The organism is Shewanella chilikensis (genome assembly GCF_037953065.1).
Lineage (GTDB): Bacteria > Pseudomonadota > Gammaproteobacteria > Enterobacterales > Shewanellaceae > Shewanella > Shewanella chilikensis.
Genome location: NZ_CP149966.1, coordinates 1,244,808 through 1,265,840 on the forward strand (window position 1 = coordinate 1,244,808; position 21,033 = coordinate 1,265,840).

A 21,033-nucleotide genomic window follows, 5' to 3' on the forward strand; every position below is an offset into this window, starting at 1 on the left:
GCTCTCTAGCGATCGGCCTTGCGTGAATACCAGTTAACCGGACACTCGTATTTTTCCAACTGATTGTCCACCCCGAGTGTCAGGGCAAACAGTGCCATGCGGATCAACAAGCCATTGTCGGCCTGACGGAAGATAGCCAGGTTGGGATGGTTGTTAAGATCATTGTCCAGCTCATTGGCCTGCAGCCTGGAGTCCCGAGGCAATGGATGCATGATCACTGTATTGGACTTACAATTTTGGGTATATATGGCGCTGTTCAAACGGAACTTGCCACGATATTTATCGGCTTCCTCCTGCGAGGGGAAGCGTTCTTCCTGAATGCGCGTCAGATAGAGTATATCAGCCTGATCTAAATTGCCTTCCAGTTGGTCTGTTATTGTGATCTTATGCCCGGCATTTTCAATGTCGGCGATCACATAGTCAGGCATTGCCAGCTCGGCGGGGGAGATCAGGGTGAAGCTGATGTTCTTGTACATGCACAGTAGACGCGACAGCGAGTGCACAGTGCGGCCGTATTTGAGATCGCCGACCATGGCGATATGCATACCATCTATGCCTAAGCCCTTGCTATGCAGTTCTTTCTGTATGGTGAACAGATCCAGCAGTGCTTGGGTTGGATGCTCGTTGGCACCATCGCCGCCGTTAATCACAGGCACCCGGCTGCCTTCGGCAAATTCGCGTACCGAGTAGGACTCGGGGTGGCGCATGGCTATCACGTCCGAGTAGCTGGACAACACTCTGGCGGTATCGTAGAGGGACTCCCCTTTGGACAGCGACGAGGAGGCCATGCCGACCGTTTCAGCGACCCGGCCGCCAAGCAGGTTGAAGGCGCAGCCGAAGCTGACCCGGGTGCGGGTGCTGGGTTCAAAAAACAGATTGCCGAGAATAGCACCATCCAGCACCTTGGTACGCTTCTCGCGCAGTGCGTATGGGGTCATCTTTTGGGCTACTGAGAAAATGGTTTGAATGGCGTCCAGATCTAACTGGTTTACAGAGAGGATATGTGATCCCTGGAAATGGTTCATCAGCCTTGGTTTCCAATGCAGTTGGGTGTTGACACTGAGGTCTGGACCCATGGGTTATGTAGGGTTTGGCTGAGGCGCAACTATAACAGAAGGCGGCGGTCATGAAAATGACTGATGACTGAAATTACACTTCTCCGGCACGGATTTCCTGCTGCAGGTTAGACCAACTGATCACTCCAACGATATTCTCCGGGTTATCCTGATAGATATAGACTTCACCGGCGCGTTTCGGCGCCAGAATTTCATACACCTCGTTGAGGGTAGCCGAGTCGGGTAGCCCCTGGATCCTGTGTTGGGTCAGGCTGGTGTCAGTGTCAAACGAAGGCATCTGCAACTCCAGCATGGCAATCTGGCCTTCGGCATCTCTGGCAAGCACGGGCCTGCCCTGGGCGCGTTTCATTACTTCCAGCAGCAGCTCATCATTGTTGTTGACTATCACTATGCGCCTGTCCATCAGGGCGCGTACCCCGAGTTTCTGTAACCCCAGGTTAACCGGGGCCACTTTATAACCCAGGCCCATGATATCCAGTTGGCGAAAGAATATGGATTTGGCGTTCAGCCCCTGATAAGCGATGAGGTAGGCGGGCACGGCCACTATCATTCCGGGCAGTATGATGGAGGCATCGTTGGTCATCTCCAGCAGTGCCACCAAGGCAGCGAGCGGTGCACTGAGGCAAACTCCCATCATGGCGGTCATGCCGATGACGGTATAGAGCCCTGCATAGGGGGCCACCGAGGGAAACAGCAGCGCGGTCGCCTGAGCCAGAATGGCGCCGCCCAGGGCGCCTATGCCATAGAGTGGACCTATGATCCCTCCCGGGATCCCAAGGCCGATGGCAGCAATGGTCGCGATAATCTTGGCCAGCAATACCGCCAGCAAAAACCAGATGGCCGGGTTGTCGCTGACCGCGAGTCCTATGGCCATTTCACCGCTGCCCAATGCCTGAGGCAGCACCAGGCCTATCAAAGTGGTGATGACACCCGCCAGTAACAGGCGGATAATCAAGGGCCAGTGTTGGCCGCGCTCGGTCACCTGAATAAGGCTGTGATTGAATAGGGCCGCGGCGCCCCCCAGCACTATACCGCCGAGTGCCAGAAGCGGGTACTGATCCAGTGGAATATGGCTGACCTTGATGGCATCAAACTCGTGGATATTACCGAACACCACCTGGCTGGATACGGCGCCGCAGATGGCCGACAGCATGATGGGGAAGAAGTACTGTACCTTGTATTCTCTGAGCACCACTTCGAGGACAAATACCACGGCAGCCAAGGGCGCGTTAAAGGTGGCGGCTATCCCGGCGGCTATGCCGCTGGCGCACATGATGCGCACACTGTTGTCCGGCAGCTTGAATTTTTCTGCCAATACCGAGGCGGTGACCGCACCCAGATGAATGGCCGGGCCTTCACGACCGACCGAGAAGTTGCTCGCCAGTGCAAACAGCGCCTGAAAAAACTGCCCCGGTGCCGATTGCAGCGGAATTTTGCCGTAATGCAGTTTCACCCTGTGCAATACATAGGCTATGCCCATCCGCTTGTAGCGTTTGGAGCCGAATCTGGCCACTAGCCAGATCAAAAAAGCCCCAAAAAGTGGTAACAGGACTCGCCAGTCACCGATTGAGCCCGTAAAATCCCATTCCTGTGTTTGGGTAAAATGATTGGCCCATTGCAGCAGCAGGCGAAACAGTATGATGACAGCCGAGGCCATCAGCGCAAACAACAGGGCCAGCAGACACAGTTGAATACTGATCCTCGTTTGGGACAGCTTGTCTCTCATCTGGTGGCGCAGATACTTTCGCGCCTCACGTTTGAACTTTCTGAATCTTGTCTGCACTGCTGCTTTCCGAAGCCTGATGTGAAATCTTAGTACCCAAGATGGAAATTTTTATATAAGGGGCTGTTAGTTAATGGCAAATTATCATCGCTGGCTCGATCGCCTGCAAGTGATGGAGCGAAATATTCGTCCATCCAGTCTGTATTTGTTGCTCTTGGTCATGGTGGCCTTTCTGACAGGACTGCTCAGCTATCACTTTTTTATTCCGCCTGCTGAAGTCAAATTTCAACGAAACGATGGCAAGAGTCAGAGATTGCAGATCGAGTTACAGGAGCAGGCGCAGCAGTTGGCGAGCCGCAATTTGGAGCTGAGCCTGGCTAAAGAAGCCAATGAGGAGATGCAGCAGCTGTTCAACAAACAGCATAAAAAGCAGCAGGAGCTTGAGCGTGAGTTGGCCTTTTACCGCAGCATCATGGCGCCAGAGCATAATGCCGAAGGGGTGGCTATTCATGGTTTGGAATTGATGCCTCTAGCCACAGCTGGACAGTTTCGCCTCAAATTGGTGCTGACCCAGCTGCAAAAGCGCAAGCAGGCGCTCAAGGGAAGAAGTGAGATACTTCTCATTGGCATGCAAGAGGGCAAGCAAGTCGAACTGAATTTAGCTAAACTGGTGGACACCAAGTTGGCATTTAACTTCAAGTACTTTCAGGTACTGGAAGCGGAATTTACCCTGCCTGAAGGGTTTGAGTTACAGCAGATGAAAGCCAAGGTCGTTGTGCCAGCGAGTCGCTGGAGCAAAGGCGCTGAAACCGAACAAAGTTTCAGCTTGCCTGAGTTGCTTGAGGGCGAAAAAGATCCCGGCATAATACTTGAACAAAATAGTCAGGTAACAGATAATCTGCCACAGCAAACAGATGTAAGAGGTAGTAATGACTGAACAAGCTGAATCAGCTATGCCCATCCAGTTTACCGATGCGGCGGCAACCAAGGTCAAGGCCTTGCTGGAAGAAGAACAGAACAGTGCGCTGAAGCTGCGGGTCTATGTCACGGGCGGCGGCTGCTCAGGTTTTCAGTATGGCTTCACCTTTGATGAAAAAGTAAATGAAGGCGATTTCACTGTGGAAAAACAGGGAGTACAGCTGGTGGTCGACCCCATGAGTCTGCAATACCTAGTTGGCGGTGAAGTGGATTACACCTCAGGGCTGGAAGGTTCGCGTTTCTTCGTCAAAAACCCAAACGCCACCACCACCTGTGGCTGTGGGGCCAGCTTCTCGGTATAACCGAGAAGCAAAGCAGCAAAAAGCCGTCCACTGGGACGGCTTTTTTGTGGGCGCAAGGCCGGTTACTGCATCAGGTTGAAGTTCATCTTACGCTTGAAGAAGGCTTTGACCTTAGGGGTAAAGGCTATCCATACCTGCAGCATGCAAAAGCCTATCAGAAAGCTGAAAATGGCCCAGTCCGGCACCTTGAGCTCAAACCCTGTGATCTTGAGTGAGTTAGGCCCAGTAGCTACACTGTCGCCCTGATCCAGAATATAGGGCAAGAAACTCACCAGCGCGAGCTGCACCAAGGTATAGAGTCGCAGTGCCCATAAGCCGGCTTGATGGCGCGCTAATACCGCCAACACCATGATCAGCGTCAGCAGACAAAAGATAACGCCTTGACCGGCAATCAGACCACTGACCGCGGCTGCAATATAAAGTAGCATCAGCAGCAGTAGGCGTTTGGGAATGGCGTAGCTTTCTGTGGCGGTTTGGCTCATCTCGCGGCGCTCCTTGTGCGCTATTGAATCATGTTCTATTGAATCATGCTCCATCGACTCAGTGACGCGTTTTGGGCGCCAGTCGCTGCTCCAGCTCATGTGGCGGGATCACTACGCCAAGATCTTCCAGCATTGGGAAGACGGCAACATAGAGCTCGTCATCTTCCATACCGGGCACCCAGCGCTCCAGCCATTCGGCCAGGCCGATGGATAGCGGCCGACAATCCTGCCAATCATCCTCGGCCCACAGAGAAGCCGTCTCTTCACTGGGCCAAACCGGAATACAGTCTTCATCGTCCGTGGTCAGCATCACGCAGCCGTCATTGTCCTGTAATACCCACAACTCTTTGTGCTCTTTGACCTGCTCTACCAGGAAATCGTAGCGGCCTTCCGGAGTCATACCGGCGAACTGGGCCTGGATTTGTTTCTTGCTCATGGTGACATCTCATCTCGGTGGCCAGGGCACTGCGCCCGGCCAAAATTGACGGCATGTTAACACCGCTTGCAGGCAAGAAAAAGCGCCCCGCAGGGCGCAATGGCTAATTCCTGTTTTTCGGCTTTGCCTGGTTGAAGCCAATCTGCTCTCAGGCGGCGGGGAAACGGGCACCGAGCACGGCTTCGCGGCTGGCGCCGGTTACCGCCGGCAGGTTCGCCGGTAAGCCTTGATAGTGGCGCAGCGCCAGCCAGGCAAACGCTATGCCTTCCACCCACTTGGGATCAATACCCAAAGCTGAGGTAGTGGCTATGCTGTGGTTGGGTAACTGGGCCCCGAGGCGTTTCATCAATACGCCATTGAGCGCGCCGCCACCACAGACATAGATTTCGCCATCCGGGCTCAGCTTGGCTATGTCTCTGGCAATGCTGTGACAGGTGAGATCCAAGAGTGTCGATTGAATATCTTCTTCCGGTAGATGGCTGAACAGCGCCAGTTGTTGATCCAACCAGGCGTTGTTGAATAGCTCTCTGCCCGTGCTCTTGGGATAATCCAGCGAGAAATAGGGGTGTGATAACAACTGCGTCAGAAACTCCGCCGAACTGTTGCCGCTTTCGGCCCACTGGCCATCTTCATCAAACGGCAGTTGTCTTATCTGCTGGCTCCAGGCGTCTATCAGGGTGTTTCCCGGGCCGGTATCAAAGCCAAGGATCTCCCGGTTATCGGCGGGCAGGAAAGTGATGTTGGCGATACCGCCGATATTGAGAATGAAGCGATTTATACCTGGGCGTGAGAATATCTGCTGGTGGAATGCCGGCACCAAGGGAGCACCCTGGCCACCGAGGGCGACATCCTTGCGGCGAAAGTCGGCGATAACATCTATACCGGTTTCGGCGGCGATAGTATTGGGGTCGCCAATCTGCAAGGTAAAGCCTACTTCCAGGTTGGGCATATGGCGTACTGTCTGGCCGTGACTGCCGATAGCACAGACCTGCTCTTTACTCACCCCAGTCTTGGCCAGCAGTTGCTTGACCGCGGCTGCAAACACCTTGCCCACAGTGCGATCCAGCCGCCCCAAACGGTTGATTTCATCCGTATCCGGTTGGCACAGACGCTGCAAGCCCTTGAACAGATGAGTGGGCAGCGGCTCTGTATGTTGGCCAAGCAACTTGGGTTGATCCTTGCTAAAGTCCACCAATACGGCATCAACGCCGTCCATGCTGGTGCCGGACATCAGCCCAATAAAGTATCCTGAATTCATCTATGCTGTCCCTGTTATTGCATCGCAACCTGAACTTGTTTGTTGCGCAGCAGAGTGGCCATCAATTGGCTACTGAGTTGTTGGAAGGCGACACGTTCGCGCTTGGCTATCGCTTCGGCCTTGGGGAGATCCACAGTGCGCGGGTTTCTGTGTACACCGTTGACGATAAACTCATAGTGCAAATGTGCGCCTGTTACCCTTCCTGTGCGGCCAAGAGTACCTATGATCTGTCCCTGTTTGACGCTTTCACCTTGTTTAACCTTACGTTTGTTGAGGTGTAAGTATTTGGTGGTATAGGTTTCGTTGTGTTTGATAAACACATAGTTGCCGTTGTATTGGTTGTAACCTGCCTTGGTGACCCGGCCGCTGCCGGCCGCTTTGATGGGAGTGCCTATAGCGGCAACATAATCTACCCCACGGTGAGCCTTCACCTGACCAGTAACAGGGTGCAGGCGGCGGGGGTTGAAGTTGGAGCTCACGTACTTGAAGTCAACCGGAGAGCGCAGGAATGCTTTGCGCATGCTGCGGCCTTCCTCGGAATAGTAGTTGCCATCCTTGTACCTTACCGCGGTGTAACGCTCGCCCTGGTTGATAAATTCGGCGGCCAATATGTTGCCGTTACGCAGAAACTCACCATCGGCATATTCTTCTTCGTACATGAGGGCAAAGCTGTCGCCTTCGCGGATATCCAGGGCAAAGTCGACGTCCCAGCCGAATATGGTGGCCAACTGCATAATCTGCGCTGGTGTCAGTCCGGCTTCGACACCGGCATTCCAGAAGTTGCTCTTGATGCTGGCGCGGGCAAACTTATCCCGGGTCTCAACGGTTTTTACTGCCAGTTCTTCTTCGTAACCTTTGCCCTGTTTGCGGACTATCAGAGTTGAGATGGCATCAAGGCGGTATCTGAGCTCTTGCAATTCGCCATCGGCGTTTTTACCTATGGCGACTTCGTCACCAGGCATGATTTTCAACAGGTTTTTTTTCGCCAGCGGCAGCTGGGTAATGTCGTGAACTTCTCTGGCAGTAAGTGAGGCGCGACTGAAGAGCGCCGCCAGGGTATCGCCACTCTTTATCTCGAAATGTTCCAGCTCGGCTATCGCCGGGCTGGTTTGCTCCTGAACTGTCAGAGCGGCTTTAGCCTGTTGATTGAGTTTCTCTGTCAACGCCTCGGCGGCGGCTTCTGATTCGGGATCTTGCCCGCTTTCAACCACTTGCTGGGCCGTAGGTGAAGTGGGGGTACGAAAGGCCAGAGGCACTTGGTAACGAACATGAGTTTCCGGAACGGCGCTGTTTTTCGATGCCTCGGCTTCGTCAGAGGGCAGCAACAGGGTTATCAGGGTTATGGTAGTAAAAATACTAAGCAGGATTTGGTGCTTTCTGGGCAGCAGTTTGAAGAGAGTTATAAGCTTTGCCATCGACCCTGATACCAATTTCTTAATTCTTGGGCATATTGCCTTAGTGTACACACTTTCATTTAGGCTGGCTAACAAGTAACATAAGTCTCTTTAAATTTGAAGAGCCTTGGGAGTTGTTGGCGAGATGGCTGATTTAGCACAAATAATGGCGGAAATTAAACGTGGTACCGACGAGGTTTTGCTCGAAGCAGATCTGCTGGAAAAGCTGAAAGAAGGTCGGCCACTGAAAATCAAGTTGGGTGCTGATCCGACTGCACCGGACATTCACCTAGGCCATACCGTCATTCTCAACAAACTCAGACTGTTCCAAGACCTGGGACACGAGGTTATCTTCCTTATCGGTGATTTTACCGGTATGGTTGGCGACCCGAGTGGCAAGAACAGCACTCGCCCACCTCTGACCCGTGAGCAGGTATTGGCCAACGCCGAAACCTACAAGGAGCAGGTATTTAAAATTCTGGATCCGGCCAAGACCCGGATTGAGTTCAATTCCAACTGGCTGGAAGATCTCGGTGCCGCCGGTATGATCCGCCTGGCCTCCCGCCAGACAGTGGCCCGTATGATGGAGCGTGACGACTTCAAGAAGCGCTTTGCCTCGGGTCAATCGATTGCTATCCATGAGTTCATGTACCCTTTGCTGCAGGGCTATGACTCAGTGGCATTGAATGCCGATGTCGAACTGGGCGGTACTGATCAGAAGTTCAACTTGCTGATGGGCCGCGAGCTGCAGAAATCCGAAGGCATGAAGCCACAGGTGGTGATTATGATGCCGTTGCTGGAAGGGTTGGACGGCGTGAAGAAGATGTCAAAGTCCGCCGGTAACTACATAGGTATCAGTGAAGCTCCGGATGAGATGTTCGGTAAGATAATGTCCATCTCCGATGAGCTGATGTGGCGTTATTTGGAGCTGCTGTCTTTCCGTCCACTGACTGAAATTGAGCAGTTTAAGGCTGATGTTGAAGCCGGTGCCAACCCCAGGGATATCAAGATAGCCCTGGCGAAAGAGATTATTGGCCGTTTCCACAGTGAAGAAGCTGCCGAGGCCGCCCATCAAGCCTTTATCAATCGTTTCCAAAAGGGGGCCATGCCGGACGATATTCCCGAGCTGACTCTGGAAGCCGGTGAAGGACTGGCGATTGCCAATCTGCTGAAAGAAGCCGGTCTGGTTGGCTCCACTTCCGATGCCATGCGGATGATCAAGCAAGGTGCGGTGAAGATGGATGGTGATAAGCTTGAAGACAGCAAGCTGGTACTGAACGCCGGCACTTGCGCGGTATTCCAGGTTGGCAAGCGTAAGTTTGCCAAGGTAACACTGGCCTGAACTCAAGGTACCTAAATTCCAAGGTAGCTAAATTTAAGCATTTGTTTGAGCGCGTAAAATACCAAACCCGGCATTGCCGGGTTTTTTCTTACCTGTATCAGGCTCAGTGGTCGTGAGGCGGGCTACAGTTGTCGGTACCAAAGTAGACCTTGTTCTGGCAGCGCCAACTGAGCACGGCTTTTTCCACTGACCAGTCTCCGGCATTGTTATCGAGCGCCAGAATAAGCAGCATCTGCGGATGTCCTTCCTGGGTGCTGACATTATAGGTTAAGGTCTTGCCGTGAGAGTGGCTGATGCGTACAAACTTAAAGGCTGAGCCAGAATAGTGGCGACTGATCCCTTCGGGATTGTTACTCCAGGGAGCCTGTTGATGTTGCGCCTGCATCAGCTTTTGATTGAAACGGTTTATAGGTTGTGCGGCGTAGGAAACCACCAGAGGTGGTTCAAACTTTTCTTCGGCATTGAATGCTGCCTGGGCCTGAGTCATTAGAGGGAAACACAGGGGCAGGGCAGCCAGTACGGATAAGCGACTCATCTTTACCTCTCGGATCAGAGTGAACCCTGATCTCGCTGTTGGCACTCAGAGGAATTGGACAGTAAAAAACAGGCCGGGTTCCCGGCGAGCTGGATTACTGAGCCGAGAGTTGATCTACCATGGTTTGATAGTCCATCAGATCCATATGTTCTTTCACCCTGTGGTTGAGGGTATCCAGCTTTAACGTGGTCACTCCGGGGATGGCGATATCAATAATTTTCCCGGGCTTGCCAAACTGTTCTCCCGGCCCCTTATAGTGGTAGTTGCCTATCATTACCACCAGAGAGCCTGAGTTGAACATGTGCTCTATGTTGAATCGATACTCGAGTACGCCGCGGTGGGCCCGCTCCAGAAACTCTATAATATGTCTGCCGCCCGTGTATTTGCGGTTTGCTGTACGGTCGTTGAAGACGCTGTCACGATTATAAAAGGTCGCCAGCTCATCATAGTCGTGAGTGGTCAGAGCATGGATATAGCGTACGGCCATCTGCTGTTCCGGCGGCATATCGCCGCTGTTGGCCAGCAGTGGTGGGCTTAACAATGCCAGGATCAACACCAAATAACGCACAATCAATCTCTCTTGGTCTTTAGGTCAAACGCGGGTAACGACAGGTGCCAACGTATGGCGGCCAGGCGAATTATCAAAGCCGTGAAAAAAGCCAGCATCAGCGCCGCCTCGGCTTCGAATTTTAACTGCAGGCTGCAGGTGTACACCAGACCGCCCAGAATAGATGCTGTGGCGTAGATTTCGGTACGCAACACCATGGGGATCCGGCGGCAAAGCAGATCCCGAATAATGCCTCCTCCCACTCCTGTGATCAAGCCCATGACTACGGCTATCAGGGCGCCAAACTCCAGAGTCAGGGCCTTTTGGGTACCGATAACGGTAAAGAGCGCCAGGCCGACGGCATCGGCTATGGCCAGGCTAGATGGGGGCAAACGCCAGGGGCGGCGTACCAGAATCAAGGTCAGTACCACGGTCAGTAGTATCACGTAGAGATAGTTGTGGTCATGAAGCCAGAATACCGGAGCGCCCAGAATGGTGTCTCTTAGGGTGCCGCCACCTATGGCAGTGACCGCTGCCAGTACCAAAACGCCGAAAGGATCCATCCTGTGCCGGCCGGCAGCCAAAGCGCCGGAAAGGGCGAATACTGCGGTGCCGAACAGATCCAGGCTATAGACCCACAATGTCATTAACCCATCTCTTTGAGATGAATGTTGAGGGCATCGACCGAGATACGGATTTCAATCACCGACAGGATTAAGGAATACAGCAATAACAGCAAACTGGCGCCGAAAATCATCGAGCCTGTAGTGTTAAAGCCAAGATAGATAAAAATCATACACAGCACACACAGGGCGAAGCTGGTGACACCTGCCTCCTGCATGCGGCGGATGATAACGATGCGGCGGCGCAGGTTTTTCAGTTGTTCGGCGGCAACGGGTTTATCGCCGCCACTCAAGGTGCGAATTAGCGCGGCCAGTGAGAAAAATCTATTGGTATAAGCCAGCAGCAGCAGGGAAATGGCCGGAAACAGCAATGCCGGGGTCGTCAAAGAGATATGCATATTGTCCAGCACGGCAGTCTTCTCAGTGTCAAGCGGGGAATGAAGGCATTATAAGGAGAAATTGAATAATTTAAAGCGTTTGTGAATAACGTAACAAAACCCAAATCAGAGGTAACAAGATCACAAAAGCAAACCAGATGGTGAAGGTGCGAAAGGTCAGCGCAATCGCTTTGGGTATGGTCTTGTGATCCGCTATGGGCCCCGGGCCGATTTTCTCCACCTGTACCTTGATGCCGGAATATTTTTGTGGTCCGCCAAGCTCTGTCATCAGTACAAATGCTGCCATGGTTGCCACCTGGAAATTAGAGCCGATAGGAAAGCGGCTATGGGGTGTTTGCCAAAGCAGTTTTAATGTCTGGGGACCACCTTGAATCGCCAGGGTAAAACGCCACAGCTGCGCCGGAATATACAATAACACTTGATTGACCAGAAAAACGGGGCGACCGAAGAAACGGTATTGTGGATCCAGACACCACCAGCTCTGTTCCAATTGTTTGAGCATTCTCACCAGCAGCACCATGGGCGCGCCGGCGAGACAGAAGAAAAACACCACGGTAACAGTGCCGTGAATGGGAGTGGTCACCAGCTTTTCTATAGTGGCCTTGGCTATGCCAGCCTCGGACAGTTCGGCGGTGTCGCGGGCAACCCAGGGGGCGAGCAACTCTCTGGCGGCCGCTTTATCTCCCCGCCTGAGGGCTTGGTATATCTCTTCGGCTTCCTGAATAAAACAGGCGTCGTTGAGACACAGATAGAGGATCAAAAACTCAAAGAACCAGGGGAATGCAGCCAGTTCCAGCAGAAAGGTGATGATTAACCAAAATGGCAGTACCAGCAGTAAAATGGCCAGTGAACCGGCAATCAGCTGCTGCTTTTCGTCTCTGTCGCCCCGTTTGACCTTGGCGGCCAGTGACCTGGCAAGATGGCTCAACCAGGCCAGGGGTTGAAAAGCCTGGGGCAGCGGCGCCAAACGTGCCAGTAATAAGGAAAAAAACAGCACCAGAAACCCCTGTATGAGGGGGCCATCTAAGGCCAGCAGCTGCTCGCAAAAGGGCAGACTCATGGGCTCTGGTGCTCCTTAAATTAAAGGTGATGCAGCATGCCTATGACCATCAGGGCCGAGTGGTGCCCCGCCTTGACCAGATAGGCATCAAAGTCGACCGGAGAGTCGTTGTTGGCATTATCGGACAGAGAGCGGATCACCACAAAGGGCACGCCGAACTGATGACATACCTGAGCAATGGCGGCGCCTTCCATTTCGCAGGCCGCCATGGTGGGGAAATGTTTTAACATGACGGCAGTGCGCTCGGGATCGCAAATAAAGCTGTCACCTGTGCAGATAAGGCCTTCAATGGCTTTGACCTCTCCCAAACCTGCGATGGCCTGTTGGGCTGCCAGCATCAATTTGGGATCCGGGATAAAGGCTGCCGGTTGCTGCGCCATCTGGCCCATCTCATAGCCAAAGGCGGTGACATCGACATCGTGGTAGCGGACTTCATCGGAAATCACTATATCACCTATCTGCAGCGCATCGACAAACCCACCGGCCGAGCCGGTATTGATGACTGCATCCGGGGCGAACTTTTCAATCAACAGACTGGTCGCTATGCTGGCGGCAACCTTGCCTATGCCGGAGCGGGTAACTATGACTTCTTTGCCAACCAGAGTGCCGCTGACAAATTCAATGCCGGCAACCTTGCTGTGCTGTGGGTTTTCCAAAGAGGCAATCAGGTGAGCAACTTCCGGCTCCATGGCGCCGATAATACCGATTTTCATGGCTTAACCTTCTTTAAATGTCTTGAGTGAGCCTGAGGGCGGCTTAATATAGCACAAGCCTAGGATGGTGCGAACAAGTCAGCTGCTTGCGACTTGTAGGGACGACAAGTCCAAGGCAGTCGCAAGCGTGTTATTTGAAGTGTGGCGGTTGGATGAAAAAAAAGCGCACCCGGGAGGTGGGTTCCCGTATGCGCTCAAAGTGTTGAGTTGTCAGCTGAGGAAATTGAGGATCCCAAGTGCCGCATCGCGCCCTTCGGCGATGGCGGTGACCACAAGATCTGAACCCCTGACCATATCACCACCGGCAAACACTTTGGGATTGCTGGTCTGGAATGGATTGGCCGCTTCTTTTTCAGCTTTTACCCGGCCCCATTGATCCAGGGCGATATCAAACTCGGCAAACCAGGGCGCCGGGCTGGGTTGGAAACCGAAGGCGACAATCACGGCGTCAGCCTCCAGCAACTGATCGCTGCCCGGGATGGGCTCAGGACGCCGGCGACCGCTGGCATCGGCGTTGCCAAGCGCGGTTTCAACAAATTCGACTCCCTTGACCTTGCCATCGTCTGTGGCAATCGCCACCGGCTGGCGGTTGAACAGAAACTCGACTCCTTCTTCGCGGGCATTTTGCACCTCACGGCGCGAACCCGGCATATTCTCTTCGTCGCGGCGATAGGCACAGATAACCGACTCGGCGCCTTGGCGCACCGCCGTGCGCACACAGTCCATGGCGGTATCACCGCCGCCGAGCACTACCACCTTCTTGCCCTTGAGGTCGATGTAGGGCTGCGCCGGATCGGCTTGCCCCATCAACTCACGGGTGTTGGCAATCAGGTAGGGCAGGGCTTGAATAACCCCTTCAGCTTCTTCACCGGGCAGGCCCGCCTGCATGGCGTTATAGGTCCCCATGCCGAGGAACACTGCATCGAAGTTGGTCAGCAGCTCGGCAAAGGGAATATCTTGGCCTACAGTGACGCCGAGGCGGAACTCTATCCCCATGCCTTCCATCACGCTGCGGCGGGTAGCCATCACGGACTTGTCGAGCTTAAAGGCGGGAATGCCATAGGTCAGCAGGCCGCCTATCTGAGGATATTTGTCAAAGACTACAGCCTTGACCCCGTTGCGGGCCAGGATATCGGCGCAGCCGAGACCGGCCGGCCCCGCGCCTATGATGGCGACCCGCTCGCTTCTGGGTGTCACCTGGCTCATGTCCGGGCGCCAGCCCTGGGCGATGGCGGTATCCGTGATGTACTTTTCCACATTGCCTATGGTGACGGCGCCGAAGTCATCATTCAGGGTACAGGCACCTTCACAGAGCCTGTCCTGCGGGCAGACTCGGCCGCAGACCTCCGGCAGGGTATTGGTTTCATGCACCAGGTCTGCCGCTTCCAGGATACGTCCCTGTTTGGCCAGCTTGAGCCAGTTGGGGATATAGTTGTGCAGCGGGCACTTCCACTCGCAGTAAGGGTTACCACAGTCCAGGCAGCGATCGGCCTGCTGGTCGACCTGCGCCTGGGCAAAGGGTTGGTAAATCTCAATAAACTCAGTCTTGCGGCGTGCGATAGCCTGCTTGCTCGGGTCGATACGACCCACTTCGATAAACTGAAAATCGTTACTCATGCTCGCTTACCCCGCTTTTACGGCCAGTTCCGGGCTCGGTTGTTCCAGTTTGAGCAGATCCGAAACCTGAATATTCTTGGGCTTGACCAGGACAAAACAGTCGAGCCAGTTGTCAAACTCACTGAGAATGGCACTGGCGTGTTCACTGCCGGTCTCGGCCACATGTTGCTCTATCAGCCCTTTGAGGTGCTGTTGATGAATGGGCATCTCCAGCTTGAGGGTATCGACCAGTTCGGTATTGACCCTACGGCTAAAGCGGCCGAATTGGTCGAACACATAGGCAAAACCGCCAGTCATACCGGCGCCGAAGTTAACGCCCGTGGTCCCCAGCACCACTACTATACCGCCTGTCATATATTCACAGCCGTTGTCACCGACCCCTTCAACTACCGCCAATGCCCCAGAGTTCCTGACCGCGAAGCGCTCACCGGCCCGTCCCGCCGCAAACAGTTTGCCGCCGGTGGCACCATAGAGGCAGGTATTACCGACAATGGCGCTGCGCTCGGATTGGAAGGCGCTGCCGAGCGGTGGATAGATGGCTATCTTGCCGCCGGACATACCTTTACCCACATAGTCGTTGGCGTCGCCGCACAGTGACAGCTCGAGTCCGGGGCTGTTCCAGACCCCGAAACTCTGACCGGCGCTACCGTTGAAGCTGAGTCTTATCGGCTTGGGACAGCCTTTTACGCCCCAGGTTGCCGCGATATGGCCCGAAAGCGCGGCGCCTACCGAGCGGTCGGTATTATTGATGGGGAAGCAGATATCGAAGCCTTCGCCCTTGGTGGCACGCTCGGCGCACTTGGCCAGCAGTTCCTGGTTCAGGCTGCCGGGATCTGCCGGCGTATTGGTCTCTTTCCAGGTCAAACTGGTGCTTGGCGATACTGTGGGTTTGAACAGGATAGGGCCCAAATCCAGCCCCTGCTGCTTGGCGGTCTGGCCTTCAATGGCCTGCAGCCAATCGCTGCGCCCTACCAATTGCTCAAACTCGCTGACCCCCAGCTTGGCCATCCATTCACGCACCTCTTCGGCGACAAACTCAAAGTAGGTCATTACTCGCTCGGGCAAACCATGATAGTGCTTGTCTCTCAAGGTCTTGTCCTGAGTGGCAACGCCGGTGGCACAGTTGTTGAGGTGGCAGATACGCAGGTATTTGCAGCCGAGCGCTATCATGGGCACAGTGCCAAAGCCGAAGCTCTCGGCGCCCAGTAGGGCTGCCTTGATAACATCTGTGCCAGTCTTGAGACCACCATCCACCTGCAGGCGTATTTTATGTCGCAGACCATTGGCCACCAGAGACTGGTGAACTTCGGCAAGGCCCAGCTCCCAGGGGCTGCCGGCATACTTGACCGAAGTCAGCGGGCTGGCGCCTGTGCCGCCATCGTAGCCGGAAACGGTAATCATATCGGCATAGGCCTTGGCGACCCCTGTGGCTATGGTGCCAACGCCCGGCTCAGAGACCAGCTTGACCGAGATAAGCGCCTTGGGGTTTATCTGCTTGAGATCGAAGATCAGTTGCGCCAAATCCTCAATAGAGTAGATATCGTGGTGCGGCGGCGGTGAAATCAGCGTCACGCCCGGGCGGGCATGTCTGAGGCCGGCGATTTCAACACTGACCTTATGACCGGGCAGCTGACCGCCTTCACCGGGCTTGGCGCCCTGGGCAACCTTGATTTGCAGCACTTCGGCGTTAATTAAATAATGGGCGGTTACCCCAAAGCGGCCAGAGGCTATCTGCTTGATGGCCGAATTGCGCTCGCTGTTGAATCTGCGGGCATCTTCGCCACCTTCGCCCGAGTTTGAGCGGCCGCCGAGACGGTTCATGGCGATGGCCAGCGCTTCGTGGGCTTCCGGGCTAAGGGCGCCGATACTCATGGCGGCGCTGTCGAATCTGGGGAAGAGTGTCTTGGCCCCTTCCACATCTTTGAGCGCTATGCTGTCGCGCTGCTGTTTGATGCTCAGCAGGTCTCTCAAGGTGGCAACCGGCCTTTGGTCTACCAACTCGGCAAACCGTTTGTAGAGCGGGTAATCCATCTCTTTCAGGGCTTGTTGCAGTGTGTTGACTACATCCGGGTTGAAGCAGTGGTATTCGCCGCCCTCAACGTACTTGAGCAAACCGCCTTGCGGCAGCGGCACATGGGGGCGGAAGGCCGCCTGACTCAGCAGTTGCTGATCGGCTTCTATGCCATCGAAACCCACACCTTGAATACGGCTGACCACGCCGTTGAAGCATTGCTTAATCACCTCGTCGGCCAGGCCTATGGCCTCAAACTGCTGGCTGCAGCGATAGGAGGCGACTGTGCTGATCCCCATCTTGGACATGATCTTGCGCAGCCCCTTCTCAATGCCGTAGCGGAAGTTGAGCATTAGATTGACGATATCCTCGGCCTGATGACGCTTGGCGAGTTCGGCAATGGACTCGTACACCAGATAGGGGTAAATGGCCGTAGCGCCAAAGCCCAGCAGTACCGCGAAATGGTGCGGATCCCGGGCCGAGGCTGTTTCCACTATGATGTTGGTGTCACAGCGCAGGCTCTTGTTCACCAGCATCTGCTGCACTGAACCTACCGCCATGGCGGCCGGAATGACCAGGGTGTCTTTGCTGACGGCGCGATCCGAGAGCACTATCAGGGTGGTGCCGGTGCGTGCCAGGCGTTCGGCTTCATCCGTGATCCGTTTGATTGCCTGACTCAGGCCTTCGGAGGCCGGATAGTTAAGGTCAACCTTGTTGGCACGGTAATAGGTGCTGTCCAGACTCAGCAACTGGTTGAAGTCACTGAACAACAAGATAGGTGAGTTGAACATCACCCGATAGGCGTGTCCCGTGGTTTCGTTAAACAGGTTCTGCTCGCGGCCGATACAGGTGGCCAGCGACATCACATGTTTCTCCCGCAGCGGATCGATTGGCGGGTTGGTGACCTGGGCAAATTTTTGCCGGAAATAGTCATACAGCGAGCGCTGTTTCTTCGACAGTACCGCCATCGGGGTGTCGTCGCCCATGGAGCCGGTGGCTTCTTCGCCTTTGCTGGCCAGTACCCAGATAACTTGCTCCAGCTCTTCACGGCTGTAGCCGAACAGCTTTTGGTACTGCAGCAAAGTGCCCTGGTTGAATTCACTGACGCCCTGATCCTGCGGCGATAGTTGCTCAGCCGGCACCAGAGTCTGGCTGTTCTTCGCCATCCACTCCTTATAGGGGTGACGACGTTTAAGGTCGTTATCAATTTCGAATGACTGATAAAGACGACCGCTTAGGGTGTCGAGCACCAAAAGCTCACCCGGGCCGACCCGGCCTTTTTCAATCACTTCATCCGGGCCATAGTCCCAGATACCCACTTCCGAGGCCAGAGTGAGAATTCTGTCTTTGGTGATCACATAGCGTGATGGCCGCAGCCCATTGCGATCAACCGCGCAGGCAGCGTGGCGACCGTTGGTCATGACTATCCCGGCCGGGCCATCCCAGGGCTCCATATGCATGGAGTTAAAGTCATAGAAGGCCTTGAGCTCTTCATCCATCTCGGGGTTACTCTGCCATGCAGGCGGGATAAGCAAACGCATGGCGCGGTACAGGTCCATGCCGCCGGCCAGCAGCATCTCCAGCATATTGTCCAGCGACGACGAGTCTGAGCCGGTTTCATTGACAAACGGGGCGGCCTGCTGCAAGTCAGGCAGCAGCGGTGAGTTGAACTTGTAGGCCCGCGCCCTAGCCCATTGACGGTTACCTGTGATGGTATTGATCTCGCCATTGTGGGCCAGAAAACGGAACGGCTGTGCCAGTGGCCACTTGGGTGAGGTGTTGGTCGAGAAGCGCTGGTGGAACAGGCAGATAGAGCTTTGCAGCCTAATATCGGCCAGATCCGGATAAAAGGCCGGCAGATCGGCCGGCATCATCAAACCTTTGTAGACAATGACCTGGCCGGAGAGGCTGGCGACATAAAAGTCTTTATCCTGGCTTAATTGCTGCTCGAGACGGCGGCGAGCCATATAAAGGCGCCGCTCCAGATCTTTTTCTCGCCAGCCAATGGGAGCATTGATGAGCACTTGCCAAATTTGCGGCAAACTGGACTTGCCTATCTCGCCGAGCACTTGCGGATTGACCGGAACCGGGCGCCAGCCGGCAATACTCAGGGTTTCTTTCTCCAGTTCCCGTTCGAGCAATATTCTGGCTTCGGCGGCCAGGGTTTCATCTTGGTTTAAAAACAGCATACCAACGGCGAACTTACGGCTGAGATGCCAGCCCTGTTCGGCCGCAATGGCTTCAAAGAATCCTGTGGGCATTTGCATCAGCAAACCGCAACCGTCGCCAGTGCGTCCGTCAGCTGCAATACCACCACGATGTTTCATGCGGTCGAGGCCATGGATTGCCGTGCGAACAATGCGATGGCTGGCTTCGCCATCCATTTGGGCTATTAATCCAAAACCACAGTTATCCCGCTCGAAACTGGGATGATACAAGCTCATACAAAACCTCCCTTAACATCACTATTACTACTCGGGAGAGAGTACCAAACTCTATAGATATGCACCCGAACCATTCAAATTATCCTGAGACTTGCTAAAGGTCAAACCTAAATATTGCATATATTTGATGAATCTTGGGGTGTTTCATACGGAATCTTCAATTGCATTACGTTAACGTAAACTGAGGATTGCGCTGTATAACACTATGAATGAAAAGAAAATCTACTTTGCCCCTGTTTTCTGTTCACCTAATTTTAACAAGAGGCCTCGAATTATCCTTAAAGAAGAAAAACTGATTTCCGGTCTCGCTGGCGTTTACATTAAAAATTTGCATTAAATGATTAAATATTCACAAAAGTGTGATCTGGGAGCGGTTTGCGCTCAAGCGGTTTGATCATAGATCACCGGCAAAAGTAGCAGCCATTTGTGACATAAATTGACCTGGAGCAGAGCGGCCCTGAATGGGAGTCGTTAGACTGGCGACTTTTTTGAGAGAAGCAAATGGGACTGGACGACTTTGTCACTACCTTTGGTCAATACTGCCGTCAACACTTTGGTCAACGGTTACAAAAGCTGACCCTGGATGCGCGTTTTACCTGTCCCAATCGCGATGGAACTCTGGGGCGCGGTGGTTGCACTTTCTGTAATGTCGCCTCTTTCAGTCATGAACATGGAACCGACTTGTCGATTGCGGCTCAGCTCGAGGCCGGCAAACAGAAGATGCGGGCTAAGGCTTCGCGGTTTTTGGCGTACTTTCAAGCTTATACCAGTACCTATGAAGAGTATGCCGAACTGAAGCGTAAATACGATGAGGCGCTGCAGAGCGAGCAGGTGGTGGGCTTGTGTGTCGGTACCCGCCCGGATTGCGTACCGGACAGGGTGCTGGATCTGCTGGCGCAATATCAACAAAGCGGCAGTGAAGTTTGGTTGGAACTGGGTTTACAAACAGCTCACGACGCCACGCTGAAAAGAATTAACCGTGGTCATGACTTTGCCGCTTACCAGGATGCTGTATGCCGCGCCCGCAGTCGCGGACTCAAGGTATGTACTCATCTGATCCTCGGACTGCCGGGAGAAGGGCTGATTGAACATCAACAAACGCTGGAAGCAGTGTTAAACGCCGGTGTCGATGGCCTTAAATTACATCCCCTTCATATAGTAGCCGGCAGTACCATGGCCAAGGCCTGGGAAGCAGGTAGGTTGCAGCCACCGACACTGGACGAATATGTTACCAGTGCGGCGCAACTGATCCGTCACACGCCAAAAGAGATAGTGTTTCATCGGGTGACCGCTTATGCCAGCCGTCCCGTGTTGCTGGCGCCGGATTGGTGCGCTCAGCGCTGGATAGGCTTGGTAGCACTGGTGGATGAGTTGGCGGCCAAGGGCGGGCAAGGTTCTAGTTTAATCAATTTAAATCAATAGCCTATAAATCATTGTATCTATTGTGCCCGGATTTTGTATCGCCAATGTTAAATCCGGGAAAGTTTTGTCTTGTTTAGCGCCTATAAGTTGCACCGGTAATTTTAGCGGGTATGATGTGGTAAATCTGACACATTTGAGGAGCGCCTTCATGGCCACAACTGAACTGGATACTATCTTAGATCTCAATACCCTGGAGCAGTACTGTAGTGCTATTGGTGCCGGCACCTTACTCAAGAGTGTGGTGTTATTTGAACAGTTGTTGCCTGAGTACGTGGCGAATTTGCAAAAGGCCGAAGCGGCCGGAGATAAAGATACCCTGTGCGCCGAGGCTCACAAGTTTAAAGGTGCTGCCGGTTCTGTGGGATTAAAGCGGATCCAGCAAACCGCACAGCAGCTGCAACACGGTGAAGAAGCCGCTTGGGAAGCCGGGCATAAAGAGTGGCTGGCGGTTATTGTTGAACATGCCGGTGCAGATCTGCAGCAACTCAAGTCTTTCCTCGAAGCCAAAGCATAAATTAGCCTTGGGTGCCGGAGAGAAGCTCCGGCGCAGTCAAGGTACTCAGAAACTCCCGTTACTACCCCTTTTCTATTACCTGAACCTTAGCCGTCAAGGCTTGGGTTCTCTGCTATTTCCGCTTCAGTGATAGATATCTTGGGGGATGATTTATCGCC

At 53.9% G+C, this 21,033-nt stretch carries 19 protein-coding genes; 5 read left to right on the top strand and 14 right to left on the bottom strand.

What is annotated here, in order from left to right; all coding sequences use genetic code 11:
• Positions 1 to 5: 5 nt before the first annotated feature.
• Both WKR14_RS05765 and WKR14_RS05770 read right to left on the bottom strand, forming a co-directional pair.
• On the bottom strand, positions 6 to 1,025 hold the full coding sequence (locus WKR14_RS05765) for an aspartate carbamoyltransferase (RefSeq protein WP_165564694.1): 1,020 nt from the start codon (positions 1,023 to 1,025) through the stop codon (positions 6 to 8).
• A gap of 124 nt (positions 1,026 to 1,149) precedes the next feature.
• Entirely contained in the window at positions 1,150 to 2,802 is a 1,653-nt protein-coding gene (locus tag WKR14_RS05770; RefSeq protein WP_234556097.1) for a chloride channel protein, read from the bottom strand.
• 130 nt (positions 2,803 to 2,932) lie between these two features.
• Between WKR14_RS05770 and WKR14_RS05775 the strand changes: the two genes are divergently transcribed.
• Positions 2,933 to 3,736, top strand: coding sequence for a DUF6776 family protein (locus WKR14_RS05775; protein ID WP_101056716.1), 804 nt, complete (start codon positions 2,933 to 2,935; stop codon positions 3,734 to 3,736).
• Positions 3,729 to 4,079 carry an iron-sulfur cluster insertion protein ErpA gene (gene erpA / locus WKR14_RS05780; protein ID WP_025010525.1) on the top strand — a complete coding sequence of 117 codons (351 nt, stop codon included), beginning with the start codon at positions 3,729 to 3,731 and terminating at the stop codon, positions 4,077 to 4,079. Before WKR14_RS05775 ends, erpA begins: the two co-directional genes overlap by 8 nt.
• 62 nt (positions 4,080 to 4,141) lie before the next feature.
• Here erpA and WKR14_RS05785 read toward each other — a convergent pair whose 3' ends face one another.
• From WKR14_RS05785 to WKR14_RS05800, 4 genes are all read right to left on the bottom strand, one after another.
• Positions 4,142 to 4,561 (bottom strand): hypothetical protein, encoded by a 420-nt coding sequence (locus tag WKR14_RS05785; protein ID WP_165565990.1) that lies wholly within the window; start codon positions 4,559 to 4,561, stop codon positions 4,142 to 4,144.
• A gap of 58 nt (positions 4,562 to 4,619) precedes the next feature.
• Entirely contained in the window at positions 4,620 to 4,997 is a 378-nt protein-coding gene (locus tag WKR14_RS05790) for a DUF2750 domain-containing protein (protein ID WP_100142057.1), read from the bottom strand.
• A 148-nt stretch (positions 4,998 to 5,145) separates the two neighbouring features.
• Positions 5,146 to 6,255, bottom strand: coding sequence for an anhydro-N-acetylmuramic acid kinase (locus WKR14_RS05795; protein WP_339087502.1), 1,110 nt, complete (start codon positions 6,253 to 6,255; stop codon positions 5,146 to 5,148).
• Between the two features lie 14 nt (positions 6,256 to 6,269).
• Positions 6,270 to 7,670, bottom strand: coding sequence for a peptidoglycan DD-metalloendopeptidase family protein (locus WKR14_RS05800; RefSeq protein WP_339087503.1), 1,401 nt, complete (start codon positions 7,668 to 7,670; stop codon positions 6,270 to 6,272).
• Positions 7,671 to 7,794: 124 nt separating this feature from the next.
• Between WKR14_RS05800 and tyrS the strand changes: the two genes are divergently transcribed.
• Positions 7,795 to 8,991 carry a tyrosine--tRNA ligase gene (tyrS, locus tag WKR14_RS05805; protein WP_339087504.1) on the top strand — a complete coding sequence of 399 codons (1,197 nt, stop codon included), beginning with the start codon at positions 7,795 to 7,797 and terminating at the stop codon, positions 8,989 to 8,991.
• A gap of 103 nt (positions 8,992 to 9,094) precedes the next feature.
• Here the strand turns inward: tyrS and WKR14_RS05810 are convergent, their stop codons facing one another.
• From WKR14_RS05810 to gltB, 8 genes are all read right to left on the bottom strand, one after another.
• Positions 9,095 to 9,526, bottom strand: coding sequence for a hypothetical protein (locus WKR14_RS05810; RefSeq protein WP_335917135.1), 432 nt, complete (start codon positions 9,524 to 9,526; stop codon positions 9,095 to 9,097).
• 94 nt (positions 9,527 to 9,620) lie between these two features.
• Positions 9,621 to 10,094 (bottom strand): nuclear transport factor 2 family protein, encoded by a 474-nt coding sequence (locus WKR14_RS05815; protein ID WP_373296856.1) that lies wholly within the window; start codon positions 10,092 to 10,094, stop codon positions 9,621 to 9,623.
• Positions 10,095 to 10,096: 2 nt separating this feature from the next.
• The gene (locus WKR14_RS05820) at positions 10,097 to 10,720 is read right to left on the bottom strand and encodes a trimeric intracellular cation channel family protein (protein WP_039033679.1); all 624 of its coding nucleotides are present in this window, start codon (positions 10,718 to 10,720) and stop codon (positions 10,097 to 10,099) included.
• Positions 10,720 to 11,094, bottom strand: coding sequence for a DUF2721 domain-containing protein (locus WKR14_RS05825; RefSeq protein ID WP_039033703.1), 375 nt, complete (start codon positions 11,092 to 11,094; stop codon positions 10,720 to 10,722). The genes WKR14_RS05820 and WKR14_RS05825 overlap by 1 nt, the downstream gene beginning before the upstream one ends.
• 70 nt (positions 11,095 to 11,164) lie before the next feature.
• The gene (locus WKR14_RS05830; protein ID WP_039033680.1) at positions 11,165 to 12,154 is read right to left on the bottom strand and encodes a cobalamin biosynthesis protein CobD/CbiB; all 990 of its coding nucleotides are present in this window, start codon (positions 12,152 to 12,154) and stop codon (positions 11,165 to 11,167) included.
• A 20-nt stretch (positions 12,155 to 12,174) separates the two neighbouring features.
• Entirely contained in the window at positions 12,175 to 12,867 is a 693-nt protein-coding gene (locus tag WKR14_RS05835; RefSeq protein WP_101094921.1) for a 5'-methylthioadenosine/adenosylhomocysteine nucleosidase, read from the bottom strand.
• Between the two features lie 210 nt (positions 12,868 to 13,077).
• The gene (locus tag WKR14_RS05840; RefSeq protein ID WP_071475582.1) at positions 13,078 to 14,484 is read right to left on the bottom strand and encodes an FAD-dependent oxidoreductase; all 1,407 of its coding nucleotides are present in this window, start codon (positions 14,482 to 14,484) and stop codon (positions 13,078 to 13,080) included.
• A 6-nt stretch (positions 14,485 to 14,490) separates the two neighbouring features.
• Positions 14,491 to 18,939 carry a glutamate synthase large subunit gene (gltB, locus tag WKR14_RS05845; RefSeq protein ID WP_339087505.1) on the bottom strand — a complete coding sequence of 1,483 codons (4,449 nt, stop codon included), beginning with the start codon at positions 18,937 to 18,939 and terminating at the stop codon, positions 14,491 to 14,493.
• Between the two features lie 501 nt (positions 18,940 to 19,440).
• Between gltB and WKR14_RS05850 the strand changes: the two genes are divergently transcribed.
• Both WKR14_RS05850 and WKR14_RS05855 read left to right on the top strand, forming a co-directional pair.
• Complete coding sequence (locus WKR14_RS05850; RefSeq protein WP_224867131.1) at positions 19,441 to 20,361, top strand: TIGR01212 family radical SAM protein; 921 nt, start codon at positions 19,441 to 19,443, stop codon at positions 20,359 to 20,361.
• A 148-nt stretch (positions 20,362 to 20,509) separates the two neighbouring features.
• A complete protein-coding gene (locus WKR14_RS05855; protein ID WP_039033706.1) occupies positions 20,510 to 20,875 on the top strand; it encodes an Hpt domain-containing protein in 366 nt (121 codons plus the stop codon).
• Positions 20,876 to 21,033 lie beyond the last annotated feature (158 nt).

Excerpts from the sequence above, each read along its gene's own strand:
- WKR14_RS05765 (WP_165564694.1), bottom strand. The coding sequence starts at position 1,025 with ATGAACCATTTCCAGGGATCACATATCCTCTCTGTAAACCAGTTAGAT.
- WKR14_RS05770 (WP_234556097.1), bottom strand. The coding sequence starts at position 2,802 with ATGAGAGACAAGCTGTCCCAAACGAGGATCAGTATTCAACTGTGTCTG.
- WKR14_RS05775 (WP_101056716.1), top strand. The coding sequence starts at position 2,933 with ATGGCAAATTATCATCGCTGGCTCGATCGCCTGCAAGTGATGGAGCGA.
- erpA (WP_025010525.1), top strand. The coding sequence starts at position 3,729 with ATGACTGAACAAGCTGAATCAGCTATGCCCATCCAGTTTACCGATGCG.
- WKR14_RS05785 (WP_165565990.1), bottom strand. The coding sequence starts at position 4,561 with ATGAGCCAAACCGCCACAGAAAGCTACGCCATTCCCAAACGCCTACTG.
- WKR14_RS05790 (WP_100142057.1), bottom strand. The coding sequence starts at position 4,997 with ATGAGCAAGAAACAAATCCAGGCCCAGTTCGCCGGTATGACTCCGGAA.
- WKR14_RS05795 (WP_339087502.1), bottom strand. The coding sequence starts at position 6,255 with ATGAATTCAGGATACTTTATTGGGCTGATGTCCGGCACCAGCATGGAC.
- WKR14_RS05800 (WP_339087503.1), bottom strand. The coding sequence starts at position 7,670 with ATGGCAAAGCTTATAACTCTCTTCAAACTGCTGCCCAGAAAGCACCAA.
- tyrS (WP_339087504.1), top strand. The coding sequence starts at position 7,795 with ATGGCTGATTTAGCACAAATAATGGCGGAAATTAAACGTGGTACCGAC.
- WKR14_RS05810 (WP_335917135.1), bottom strand. The coding sequence starts at position 9,526 with ATGAGTCGCTTATCCGTACTGGCTGCCCTGCCCCTGTGTTTCCCTCTA.
- WKR14_RS05820 (WP_039033679.1), bottom strand. The coding sequence starts at position 10,720 with ATGACATTGTGGGTCTATAGCCTGGATCTGTTCGGCACCGCAGTATTC.
- WKR14_RS05825 (WP_039033703.1), bottom strand. The coding sequence starts at position 11,094 with ATGCATATCTCTTTGACGACCCCGGCATTGCTGTTTCCGGCCATTTCC.
- WKR14_RS05830 (WP_039033680.1), bottom strand. The coding sequence starts at position 12,154 with ATGAGTCTGCCCTTTTGCGAGCAGCTGCTGGCCTTAGATGGCCCCCTC.
- WKR14_RS05835 (WP_101094921.1), bottom strand. The coding sequence starts at position 12,867 with ATGAAAATCGGTATTATCGGCGCCATGGAGCCGGAAGTTGCTCACCTG.
- WKR14_RS05840 (WP_071475582.1), bottom strand. The coding sequence starts at position 14,484 with ATGAGTAACGATTTTCAGTTTATCGAAGTGGGTCGTATCGACCCGAGC.
- gltB (WP_339087505.1), bottom strand. The coding sequence starts at position 18,939 with ATGAGCTTGTATCATCCCAGTTTCGAGCGGGATAACTGTGGTTTTGGA.
- WKR14_RS05850 (WP_224867131.1), top strand. The coding sequence starts at position 19,441 with ATGGGACTGGACGACTTTGTCACTACCTTTGGTCAATACTGCCGTCAA.
- WKR14_RS05855 (WP_039033706.1), top strand. The coding sequence starts at position 20,510 with ATGGCCACAACTGAACTGGATACTATCTTAGATCTCAATACCCTGGAG.